An 11656-nucleotide genomic window follows, 5' to 3' on the forward strand; every position below is an offset into this window, starting at 1 on the left:
TCCCATGCCCGGCACCCGCCTCACCCCGCTCCGCTCCCTCTCCGTCTCCCTCGCGCTGCTGCTGCCGCTGGCCACCGCCTGCGGCGGCGCGGCGGACGCCGACGGCCCGGCCGGCGACGGGCGCACCGTCACGGTGACCGTCGGCTACCAGTCGAAGACCATCAACACCGTCACCGCCGGCACTCTGCTGCGCTCGCTCGGCTACTTCGAGGAGGAGCTCGCCGCGCGCGGCAAGAAGGACGGCGTCAGCTACAAGGTCGTCTGGCAGGACTACGCGACCGGTGCGCCGATCACCGCCCAGATGACCGCGGGCAAGATCGACATCGGCTCGATGGGCGACTTCCCGCTGCTCATCAACGCGGCGCGCGGCAAGCAGCTGCGGCAGCCGACGCGGCTGGTCTCGGTCACCGGCTACAACCTGCGCGGCGGTCTCAACACCGTGGTGACCAAGCCTGGTTCGACCGTCCGGTCGCTGGCCGACCTGCGCGGCAAGAAGGTCTCCACGAGCGTCGGCTCGGCCGCCGACGGGACGCTCGTACGGGCTCTCCAGCGCGCGGGCGTCGACCCGGCGCAGGACATCAGGAAGCTGAACCAGCAGCCCAGCGTCGGCGCGTCCGCGCTGACCGCCGGGAGCGTCGACGCGCTGTCCCAGTTCGTCGCCTGGCCGGGCCTGTTGGCCTTCGAGGGGCGCGCCACGGCGTTGTACGACGGGGCGGAGCTGAACCTGCCGACCTTCCACGGGGTCACCGTCCGGGAGAAGTTCGCGAAGGAGCGTGCGGGGGTGCTCGACGACTTCCTCACCGCTCAGCGGCGGGCCACCGACCACCTGCGGACGCGCCCGGTCGCCGCCGCCGAGTCGGTGGCCCAGGAGACCGGTCTGCCGGCCGAGGTGGTCTACCTCTACAACGGCGCCCAGGGCATCGCCACCTTCGACCCGGAGCTGCGCCCGGAGCTGGTCGACGCGCTGAAGAAGGACGTGCCGCTCCTGAAGGAGGCCAAGCTGGTGGGCGACGTCGACGTGGACGCCTTCGTCGACCGGGCGCCGCTGGCGCGGGCGGCGTCGAAGAACGCTGCGTACCCGAAGGCGGCCGCCGCCCGGCCCGAGCTGTGGCTGAAGGGGAAGAGCGAGACCCGTACGTTCGACAGCCCGAAGGCGCTCCTGAAGGCGGTCGGTGACGCGGGCTCGGCCGTCCGGGCCGCGTACGTGCCGGACGCGGTGACCGGCACGTCCTGGTTCGCCGACAAGGCGGTCTGGGTCGCCGAAGGCGCCGAGCTGCGGGCCTTCGTGACCCCGGCGGGAGCGCGGGCGTACGTCGACGCGCATGCCGGGTCCCGGGTCGTCGACCACCCGACGGCCCTCCGGCTGGCCGCGTCATGAGCGCGGTCGGCCGCCGGCTCCTTCGGGCCGGCTCGCTCGTCGCCGCGCTCGGCCTGTGGCAGCTCCTGACCACCCTGGACGTCAACCTGTGGCTTCGGTTCGAGCAGTTCCCCACGGTCGGCGAGGTGGCCGCCGCGTTCTCCGACCGGGTGGGCACGGAGGCGTACTGGCAGGACCTGGGCCACAGCCTGCGCCGGATCGTGGTCGGCTTCCTGCTGGCCTCGGTGCTCGGCGTGGCGGTCGGGACGCTGATCGCCCGCTCCCGCTGGGCCGCCGACTTGCTGGGCCCGGTCTTCGAGGTCGCGCGGCCGATCCCGGCCATCGCCCTGGTCCCGGTCGCCATCCTGCTGCTGCCCAGCAACGAGCAGGGCATCGTCTTCATCACCTTCACCGCGGCCTTCTTCCCGGTCCTCGTGTCGACCCGGCACGCGGTGCGCGCCCTCTCCCCCGTCTGGGAGGAGGCCGTGCTCACCATGGGCGGCGGCCGGGCTCGGGTGCTGTTCTCGGTGGTGCTGCCCGGCGCCCTGCCGGGGGTCTTCGGCGGGCTCTCGGTGGGGGTCGGTGTCTCGTGGATCTGTGTGATCTCGGCGGAGATGATCTCCGGTGAGTACGGGGTCGGCTACCGCACCTGGCAGGACTACACGGTCGTCGACTACCCGGGGGTCTTCGTCGGCATGGCCACCATCGGGGCCCTGGGCTGGCTCACCTCCACCGCCGTGGAGCTTCTCGGCCGCCGGGTGACCTCCTGGCTGCCCCGGCCGGCCGCGCGGCCCGTCTCCCGCCGGCGCGGTCGCGGTCCCGGTCGATCGAACTTCCGGCGGAGCGACTCCGGTTCGGCGTCGCCCGCCACCGCGAGCGTCACCGTCCCCGCCCCTGTCCCCGCCGCCGACAAGGAGCCGGTGTCATGACCAGTCCACTCGCATCGGACACCACCGGCGCCGAACTCGCCCTGTACGACGTGCGGCTCGGGCACTCGGACGGTTCCGTCGTGTTCGCCACCGCCGAACTACGCGTGTCGCCAGGTGAGTTGCTGGCGGTGGTCGGTCCGTCCGGGTGCGGCAAGTCGACGCTGCTGCGCACCCTCGCCGGGCTGCTCCCACCCCTGGGCGGGCGGGGGACCCACGACGGCCGGCCGATCGAAGGGCCGGACGCCGACCGGGCGTTGGTCTTCCAGGACGACGCCCTGCTGCCCTGGCGGACCGTCCGCGCCAACGTGGAACTGCCGCTCGCGATCCGCCGGGTCCCCCGGGCCGAACGGCGCCGGTCCGCCGCCGAGTGGCTGGACCGTGTCGGCCTCGCCGACCACGCGGGCAAGCTGCCGCACCAACTGTCCGGCGGGCAGCGGCAGCGCGTCCAACTGGCCCGCGCCCTGGCCGGCAGGCCGCGGGCGGTCCTGATGGACGAGCCTTTCGGCGCGCTCGACGCGCACACCCGCGCCGGGATGCAGGACCTCCTCGTGGAGATCCTGCGCGGCACGGGAGCCACCGTCGTCTTCGTCACGCACGACGTCGACGAGGCCGTCCACCTGGGCGACCGCGTCGCGCTGCTCCCGTCCGGCGAGGTGCTCGACGTACCGCATCCGCGCCGCAGGGACGCCCGGCAGGCGCCCGACACCGTCGAGCTGCGCCGCCGCGTCCTCGCCTCCCTCTGATCCGAGCCCCTCTCCGATCCGAGCCTCCCTCCGATCCGAGCGTCTCTCCTTTCTGTACGAAGAAGACCCCGAAAGGCACCCCGTGGAGACTCCCCCGGCCGCCGCCGCACCCGCCCTCACCGTCCCCGACCTCGCCGACGCGACCGAGCTGAGCTGCGACGTCCTCGTCATCGGCGGCGGCACGGCCGGCACCATGGCCGCGCTGACGGCCGCCGGGCGCGGCGCGAACGTCCTCCTCCTGGAGAAGGCGCACGTCCGGCACTCCGGCGCCCTCGCCATGGGCATGGACGGGGTCAACAACGCCGTCGTCCCGGGCCGTGCCGAACCCGACGACTACGTCGCCGAGATCACCCGCGCCAACGACGGCATCGTCGACCAGTCCACCGTCCGGCAGACCGCGACCCGCGGCTTCGCGATGGTCCAGCGACTCGAGTCGTACGGGGTGAAGTTCGAGAAGGACGAGCACGGCGAGTACGCGGTCCGGCAGGTGCACCGCTCCGGTTCGTACGTGCTGCCGATGCCGGAGGGCAAGGACGTCAAGAAGGTCCTGTACCGGCAGCTGCGGCGCCGCGAGATGCGGGAGCGGATCCGGATCGAGAACCGGATCATGCCGGTGCGCGTGCTCACGCACCCGGACGACGGGCGGGCCATAGGGGCGGCCGGGTTCCACACCCGTACCGGCGCGTTCGTCACCGTGCGGGCGGGCGCCGTGATCCTCGCGACGGGCGCCTGCGGCCGCCTCGGCCTGCCCGCGTCCGGGTACCTCTACGGGACGTACGAGAACCCCACCAACGCGGGCGACGGCTACGCCATGGCGTACCACGCGGGCGCCGCGCTGACCGGCATCGAGTGCTTCCAGGTCAACCCGCTGATCAAGGACTACAACGGGCCAGCCTGCGCGTACGTGGCGAACCCGTTCGGCGGGTACCAGGTGAACCGGCACGGCGAGCGGTTCGTCGAGTCGGACTACTGGTCCGGGCAGATGATGGCCGAGTTCGCGAACGAACTCGCCTCGGACCGGGGGCCGGTGTACCTGAAGCTCAGCCATCTGCCCGAGGAGACGATCGGCGCCGTCGAGTCGATCCTGCACACGACGGAACGCCCCACGCGCGGCACCTTCCACCAGGGCCGGGGGCACGACTACCGCACGCACGACATCGAGATGCACATCTCCGAGATCGGGCTGTGCGGCGGTCACTCCGCCTCGGGGGTACGCGTCGACGCGCACGCCCGCACCACCGTGGACCGCCTCTACGCGGCCGGTGACCTGGCGTGCGTACCGCACAACTACATGATCGGGGCGTTCGTCTTCGGTGACCTGGCCGGCGAGGACGCGGCCCAGTACCGGGCGTACGAAGGGGAGTTGCCGCACGAGCAGCTCGCCGCCGCCCACGAGCTGGTCTACCGGCCGCTGCGCAACCCCGACGGACCGCCGCAGCCGCAGGTGGAGTACAAGCTGCGCCGGTTCGTGAACGACTACGTGGCACCGCCGAAGACCGGCGCCAAGCTGTCGCTCGCGGTGGAGGCGTTCACCCGGATGTCGGCGGAGATCGAGGGTCTCGGGGCGCACACCGCACACGAGTTGATGCGGTGCGCGGAGGTGTCGTTCATCCGGGACTGCGCGGAGATGGCGGCGCGGGCCTCGCTGGCGCGGACCGAGTCCCGCTGGGGGCTCTACCACGAGCGCCTCGACCACCCGGAGCGCGACGACACGGGCTGGCTGCACCACATCGACCTGCGCAAGTCCCCTTCCGGAGCGATGGAGTTCACGGCCCGCCCGATCGAGCCGTACGTCGTCCCGGTCCCGGAGTTCACCCCGGAGCAGGGCCCCGAGCGGTGGCTGGGCGAGGTGGAGCTGGTCCCGACGGCGACGGCGGGCCGACGGGACGTGCCGCCGGCGGCGACCGCGCGGACCGATCGGACTGCGACAGCCGCCACCTCGGACCCGGTCGCCGCAGCCGGCTCAGGCTCCACGAACCCCGCCCTCCTCCGCCTCCTCACCCTCGCCGAGGAGGCCCCCGACCTGGACGCGCTCCGCCCGTACCTCGCCGACGCCGACCCGGCCGTGCGGACCGCCGCCGTGGTCGCGCTCGGGGAGACCGTGCCGGCCGGCGCCGGGCCCGCGCTCGCCGGGCGGCTGCGGGACGCCGCGCCCCAGGTCCGGCACGCCGCGGCGGCGGCCCTTCGGGAGCTGGTCGAAGTGCTGCCCGCGGAGGCCGAGTTGGGTACGGGGCTGCGGGAGGCACTGGCCGGGTCCGACCCGGTCGTCCGGTCCGCCGCGCTGGAGGTGCTGCGCGCCCTCCGGCTCGGCGACGCCGCGCTGTACGCCGGCGCGCTGGCCGACGCCGACCTCGACGTCCGCGTCCACGCCGTCCGCGCCCTCGTCTCGGTGGACGCCGTCGCGGAGCTCGCGGTCGCCGCCGCCGACCCGGCGCGCGAGGTCCGGGTCGCCGTGGCGCGTGGCCTCGCCGCCGTACGGACCCCGGCGCCCGCGCCGCTGCGCCCGCTCCTGGCCGACCCGGACCCGCTGGTGCGGGGGGCCGCCCTGGCCGCGCTCGCCGTCACCGGCTGCCCGCCCGCGTACGCCGAGCCCGCCGTGGCCGCGCTCGCCGACCCCGCCTGGCAGGTACGGGTAGGCGCGGCGACCGCTCTCCGCGCGGCCCCGGCCGAGCTGGCCGTCCCGGCGCTGGCCAAGGCCGTGGCCGACCCGAACGCGGACGTCCGCAAGGCCGCCGTCCTCTCGCTCCACCCCCGCCGCACCGCCCCGGACGCCCGCACCGCCCTCACCACGGCCACCACCGACCCGGACGCCGATGTCCGCGCCCACGCGGCGCGGGGCCTGTCCTGACCCCTCCGCTACGCGGGCCGCTCCGCGGTCAGGACGCCGATCTTGTCGATGCGGTGCTCGGGGTTGCCGTTGGAGTCCCGCCAGAAGTTGCCCGCCGCGTTGTCCTCGGGAGTCGCGCAGGTGGAGAGCGTGATCATGGCCTTGGTGGGCTTCTCCCCCGGCTCGCCCGGCACGGCCGCCCGCTGCTCGGCGAGGGAGCGGTCCGAGCGGAAGGACGTGCTCCGCGTCTCGACGATCGTGTACGTGTACACGGTGCCGGCGGCGGTGACGTGCACGACGTCCCCCACCTTGACGGCGGGCAGCTCGCGCAGGGCCCCGCCGGCCGAGAGCCGGTGGGCGGTCACCAGGTAGTTGCCGATCTCCCCCGGTCCGACGCCCCCGCGCGCGCCGTGCGGGCTCGCGGCCACGCCGCGGTCCTGGATCCGGGTGCCCGCCCGGTCGTCGGTGGTGCCCTGGTACGGCACGACGTCGAGGCCGTCGACGCCGATGGACGGGATGGATATCTCGGCGGGGACGGGCCCGCGCGGCGAGGGCGGCTCCGACGTCGTCGGAGCGGGCGCGGGCGGGGGCGGGGCCGTGGGCGCGGCGACGGTCTCGGAGACCGTGACCGAGGGCGCCGGGGCGTTGTCCTGGGCGGTCGGTGTGCCCGTACAGCCCCAGAGGGCGGCGACGACCGCGACCGAGGCAACGGACACGGCCGGGACGCGGCGTGCGCCCCGGCCTCTCCTCAGACCCCGACGGAGGGTCCCACCACCCTGGGCACCCATGCCCCCAGGATGGCCTAATCCCGACCGCCTGGCACCCCGGCGCCCCCAGGCGATCAGCCGACGCGGTCCCCCGCCGCCACCCGGTGCGCCTCCAGGCCGGGGGCGGCAAGGATCTCGGCGATCAGCTCCTCCGAGCCGCACACGTACGTGCTGACCAGGTCGACGTCCCCGCCCACGCACCAGGCCCGGTCCCGCGGCCACCACAGATCGGGGAGCTCGGCGAACGGCTCCTCCGCGTCGACGGAGAGGACGTCGGCCAGCGGTCCGGAGAGCAGGATCTCGTCCCGCTCCGGGGTGCGGAAGGTGGGCGTCCCGTGCCACTCCCGGCGGCCGTAGCCGTCCCAGAGCCCGAACCAGCACGCTCCCGGGGTGGCCGTGTGCCGGGTCAGTACGGGGATCAGGGCCTCGGCGACCTCGGCCGGCGTGGGCCCTTCGGCGGCGTGCTCGTCCCACACCCCGGGCAGGCCGTACTCCTGCGCGTTCTGGTAGAACCGTTCGGCGCCGATCACCTCGTACCAGTCCGTCAGCGCTCCGACCCGCCGTCCGTAGGCGGCGGCGACGGTCTCCCAGCGCACCGGGCGCTCGCCGAGGGACGCGGGGTGCAGGACCCGCGCGTACGCCGCGAACCCGGGTGCGGCGACTCCGCCGACGGTGGCGAACTCCCCGAATCCGGCGCGCCGTTCGGTCAGCCAGTCGGCCGGGCCGAGGTCGTCTCGCTCGACCTTCAGCCGTCCGTACGTGAGGGATGCCTCCGCGCTCCCAACCATCACCGCCATCACCTCCGTCACCACGCGTCAGGGCTGCCCAAGGGCAACGTCAGCCTAGTCGCGAGCGGCGTCGGGGGTCGTACAGAGCACGTACACAGGACGTCCAGCGGGCCCCTTGCAGAATGGCAACGCCCGCCGCCCCGGCGGCCGCCGTGAGGCACGACTTCGCCGCGGCGGTGGTGCGCGGACCACATGTCGAGAATCTGATTCGTCCAGTGAATCCAAGGGGAAACACATGCCTGAAGTCGGCGGCTCCAAGGGTCTGAATGTCTCCGGTGACCCGTTCCTGTCCACCGTGGACAGGGTGTGCGCATGGCTCGGCTCCGCGCCCGAGAAGGTGGACGCCCTGTCGGGCGGCGAGCGGATCCAGGTCCTGGGCGAGGTGGCCGACATCAACGCCGCCGCTGCCTCCGGGGACAGTGGCGCCCTGTACGCGCAGCAGTATCTGCTCGACAGGATCTACCAGTTGTACACGAAGATCCCCGGTCAGCAGAGCGCCGAGGGCTCGGTCGTCGTCTACGAGATAGCCCGGCTCCTGGAGACCGCCACGGCGGCCGCTCAGGACCTGCTGATCGAGCCGGGTCTGCTCGAAGAGGCGCCCACCGAGCCGCGCGAGTACCTGACCTGGCTCAAGAACACGGCGAAGAACCACCGGGTGTACAAGCACCCGTACTACCACGAGTTCATCCGCAACACGGCCACGGAGGCCGACCTCCGTAACTACGTGATGCAGGAGTCGGTCGTGGACGGCCGCTTCGACGACCTGCTCGCCATGATGCAGGTGGGCACCGCCGGCGCCGCCAAGTTGGAGATCGCCGCCAACTTCTGGGACGAGATGGGCAACGGCAAGCCCGAGGAGGTCCACACCCACCTCTTCAACAAGATCTACGAGGTCTTCGAGATCTCGGAGGACGAGCTCGCCCGCTCGCTCACCGCCACCTCGCTGCTCAACGGCAACCTCGCGGTCATGCTGTGCCGCCACCGCACCCTGTACCCGGAGGCCGTGGGCTTCCTCGGGATGACCGAGTGGATGGCCCCCGACCGGTTCGTGCAGGTCGTGCACGCCTGGGAGCGGCTCGGGCTGCCCGAGGTCGGGATCACCTACCACAAGCTGCACATCACCATCGACTCCCAGCACGCGCAGGGCTGGTTCCACAACGTGGTGCTGCCCGCCGCCGAGTCCGCGGACATGCGGCGCGCCATCGCCCGCGGGATCCTCTGGCGGCTCAACTCCTCTGCCGCGTATCTGGACGAGCGCATGCCTTCCGTCGCCGCCTGACGTCCGACGGCCGGCGTGTACCACGCCACCGCCCGACGTCCGCCTTCGTCGCCACCCCACCTTCTGGAGGAGAGACCATGCCCCTCGGCAGCGAACGGTTCACCATCATCGACCTGCCGGAAGTCTCGGCCGACGTCCTGCCCAGCTACGACGACTGCCCGGTCGACGAGTACATGGGCCACGGCACCCGCTTCAAGCGCTTCTCGCAGTACCGCCTCCGCCCGCAGGGCGAGGACGCGTGGTCGTTCGAGCGGCTCGCGCACCGGGACTACACCACGTACAAGAAGTTCAACTCGGTCGGCGGCGGCATCCGCCGCGTCTACGAGCCGATCAAGGTCGACTTCACGCCGCTCATCGAGCACGGCGTGCGCGAGCTCGGCCTGGACCGGTCCGAGGACTGGCAGATCAACGTCCACCAGAACCGGACCAAGGCGGACGGCGGCAAGCCGGGCCCGCTCACCCCGGAGGGCGTGCACCACGACGGGCACGAGTTCGTGATGATCGCGGTCCTCAACAAGGTGAACGTCGGCGGCGGTCAGACCCGGCTGTGGAACCCGGGGGCCGACGAGCCGTTCTGGACCGGGACGCTGGAGCCCGGGCAGGCGGTCCTGCTTGACGACCGCGCGCTGGCCCACGACGTCACCGACGTGCTCTCCGGCGACGGCGGCCCGGGCCACCGGGACATCGTCATCATCGCGTTCTCGCGGTGGGCGGAGAAGTGGTACGGCGAAGAGCACGACAACGCCGCGCTCGCCGAGCAGTGACCTGGGGCGCCGCTCCGGGGCGGGGCACCACGCCTCGGAGCGGCGCCGCGCCCAGCAGCCAAGGGAGATCATCCGTGATCGACTTCTACAAGTACCAGGCAGCAGGCAACGACTACGTCGTGATCGACCCCCGCCAGACCGACATCCCCGTGACCCGTGAGGCGATCCGGCTGATCTGCGACCGGCACCTGGGGATCGGGGCGGACGGTGTCCTCCACGGGCCGCTGGAACCGCCGAGACCCGGCGTCCCGGTGGTGCTCGACCTGTACAACTCCGACGGTTCCGACTGCGGCCGGAGCGGCAACGGGCTGCGGATGTTCGCGCTCCACCTCGCCGGCCAGGAGCCGGCGGCCTGGGCCGACGGGCGGGAGTTCACGCTCCGTACCGGCGCCGGCGAGTCCTCGGCGCGGGTCGTCGACCTGGCCGCGGGCCGCGTGGCGGTCGGCATGGGGCGCCCCAGCTTCGACGCCGCCGATGTGCGGCTGCTCCAGGAGGATGGGACGACCCCGTTCGACGGCCGGGCGGTGGGCGTGCCGCTGGCGGTGGACGGCGAGAAACTGACCGTCCACTGCGTGTACAACGGCAACCCGCACACGGTGGTGCCGGTGGACGAGCCGACGGCGGAGCTGGCGCGCCGGCTCGGTCCGGCCATCGCCGGGCACGCCCGGTTCCCGCAGCGCACGAACGTCCAGTTCATGCGGATGGTGAGCCGGTCGGTGATGGAGATCGAGGTCTACGAGCGGGGCGCCGGGTATGTGACGGCGTCGGGCGCCAGTGCCTGCGCCGCGGTCTCCGTGGCCCGCGAACTCGGGCTCTGCGAGGCCCGGGTGGAGGTCAGGATGCCCGGGGGCGCGGTGGAGATCACCGTCGCCGAGGACGGCCGGGTCACCATGACCGGCGACGCCGAGCAGGTGGCCGCCGGCTCCTTCGCGCCCGCGCTGCGCGCACGGCTCGACCGGACGGCGCGGGAGACCGCGCCGGTGTCCACGGGGACCGCGCGATGACCGTCTCCCCGTCGCGCTCGCGCGACTACCCCATCCAGCGCTGGGTCTTCGAGGACGCCGCCGGGCGCTTCGACATAGACCTGGGCGACAGCAACATGGTTCCGGGGCGCCTCGACGCCCTCTCGGTGCCGCCCGGTCTGGAGCTGGACTACGGCCACGACCGGGGCGTCCGCCCGCTGCGCGAGGCCGTCGCCGGACTGTACGGCGGTGCGGCCGACCAGGTCCTGATCACCCAGGGCGCGCAGCAGGCGCTGTATCTGGTGTACGCGGCGCTGCTCGAACCGGGCTCGCGTGTGATCGCCTTCCGGCCGGGCTGGCAGCAGTCCTGGGACGTGCCGCCCGAGCTGGGATCCACGGTCGACCTCGTGGGCTTCCGGCCGGATCTCAGCTTCGACGTCGAGGCCGCCGAGGCGGTGGCCGGGCCGGACGTGCGGCTGATCGTCGCCAACAGCCCGTGCAATCCGACCGGTCGGCGCATCGCGGAGAAGGACCTGCGCGCGCTGGTCGACCTGGCGGAGCGGACGGACGCCCATCTGCTCCTGGACGAGGAGTACGCGCTCGACCTCTCGTCCTCCGCGGCCGTGGGTTCGGACCGGGTGATCTCCGTGTCGAGCCTGTCGAAGGTGTACGGCTTCCCCGGCCTGCGGGTCGGCTGGCTGTACGGCCCGCCGGCCGTCGTGGAGCGCTGCGCCCGCCGCAAGTTCCTGTCCACCATCTCCAACTCGGTCCTGTGCGAGACGCTGGCCTGCGACGTCCTGGCACACCGTACGGACCACCTGCGCAACTACCACGAGCTCACTCGCCAAGGCCTCGACCTCGTACGGGAGTTCGCCCGCCGCAACGCGGACGCGGTGACCCTCGTGGAGCCGGAGGACACCCCGTTCGCCTGGCTCTGGCTCACCACCGGGGAGGAGCCGCTGACGATGTGCCGCCGCGCGCTCGACCTGGGCGTGCTGCTGATGCCCGGCGAGACGCTCGGCGCCAGTGACGGCTTCCGGATCTGCTTCGCGCGCTCGCCCGAGGCCGTGGCGGAGGGACTGAGCCGCGTGGAGCGGGTCCTCAGACCGCCCACTCCCCCGGCCGGCTCGACCCCGGTACCCGGACGCTGACCCGCCGGGGCCCCGGCCCCCAATCCTGGGAGCCGCCGCCCCGGCCCGTCAGGCCCCCACCTCAAGCAGCCCCAGCTAATGGCTCGGGC

General features: G+C 73.2%; 10 protein-coding genes. 8 read left to right on the plus strand and 2 right to left on the minus strand.

Annotated elements, in window-relative coordinates:
- The first annotated feature begins 4 nt into the window (after positions 1–4).
- The 4 genes from ACWCO8_RS09225 (at position 5) to ACWCO8_RS09240 (ending at position 5877) form a co-directional block, all read left to right on the plus strand.
- A complete protein-coding gene (locus ACWCO8_RS09225; RefSeq protein WP_451031701.1) occupies positions 5–1378 on the plus strand; it encodes an ABC transporter substrate-binding protein in 1374 nt (457 codons plus the stop codon).
- Positions 1375–2286, plus strand: a complete 912-nt coding sequence (locus ACWCO8_RS09230; RefSeq protein WP_451031702.1) for an ABC transporter permease — start codon at positions 1375–1377, stop codon at positions 2284–2286. The genes ACWCO8_RS09225 and ACWCO8_RS09230 overlap by 4 nt, the downstream gene beginning before the upstream one ends.
- Positions 2283–3029: an ABC transporter ATP-binding protein gene (locus tag ACWCO8_RS09235; RefSeq protein ID WP_451031703.1), complete on the plus strand. Its 747-nt coding sequence runs from the start codon at positions 2283–2285 to the stop codon at positions 3027–3029. The genes ACWCO8_RS09230 and ACWCO8_RS09235 overlap by 4 nt, the downstream gene beginning before the upstream one ends.
- An 82-nt stretch (positions 3030–3111) precedes the next feature.
- A complete protein-coding gene (locus ACWCO8_RS09240; protein ID WP_451031704.1) occupies positions 3112–5877 on the plus strand; it encodes a fumarate reductase/succinate dehydrogenase flavoprotein subunit in 2766 nt (921 codons plus the stop codon).
- Between the two features lie 8 nt (positions 5878–5885).
- Here ACWCO8_RS09240 and ACWCO8_RS09245 read toward each other — a convergent pair whose 3' ends face one another.
- Both ACWCO8_RS09245 and ACWCO8_RS09250 read right to left on the minus strand, forming a co-directional pair.
- On the minus strand, positions 5886–6572 hold the full coding sequence (locus tag ACWCO8_RS09245) for a class E sortase (protein WP_451031705.1): 687 nt from the start codon (positions 6570–6572) through the stop codon (positions 5886–5888).
- Positions 6573–6697: 125 nt separating this feature from the next.
- The gene (locus ACWCO8_RS09250; RefSeq protein WP_451031706.1) at positions 6698–7411 is read right to left on the minus strand and encodes a hypothetical protein; all 714 of its coding nucleotides are present in this window, start codon (positions 7409–7411) and stop codon (positions 6698–6700) included.
- 235 nt (positions 7412–7646) lie between these two features.
- Here ACWCO8_RS09250 and ACWCO8_RS09255 point away from each other — a divergent pair, with 235 nt between their 5' ends.
- From ACWCO8_RS09255 to ACWCO8_RS09270, 4 genes are all read left to right on the plus strand, one after another.
- Positions 7647–8690: an iron-containing redox enzyme family protein gene (locus tag ACWCO8_RS09255; RefSeq protein WP_451031707.1), complete on the plus strand. Its 1044-nt coding sequence runs from the start codon at positions 7647–7649 to the stop codon at positions 8688–8690.
- 77 nt (positions 8691–8767) lie between these two features.
- The gene (locus ACWCO8_RS09260) at positions 8768–9454 is read left to right on the plus strand and encodes a 2OG-Fe dioxygenase family protein (RefSeq protein WP_451031708.1); all 687 of its coding nucleotides are present in this window, start codon (positions 8768–8770) and stop codon (positions 9452–9454) included.
- A 74-nt stretch (positions 9455–9528) separates the two neighbouring features.
- Positions 9529–10458 carry a diaminopimelate epimerase gene (gene dapF, locus ACWCO8_RS09265; RefSeq protein WP_451031709.1) on the plus strand — a complete coding sequence of 310 codons (930 nt, stop codon included), beginning with the start codon at positions 9529–9531 and terminating at the stop codon, positions 10456–10458.
- Positions 10455–11567, plus strand: coding sequence for a pyridoxal phosphate-dependent aminotransferase (locus tag ACWCO8_RS09270; protein WP_451031710.1), 1113 nt, complete (start codon positions 10455–10457; stop codon positions 11565–11567). The genes dapF and ACWCO8_RS09270 overlap by 4 nt, the downstream gene beginning before the upstream one ends.
- Positions 11568–11656 lie beyond the last annotated feature (89 nt).

This window comes from Streptomyces sp. NPDC001927 (assembly GCF_053594455.1).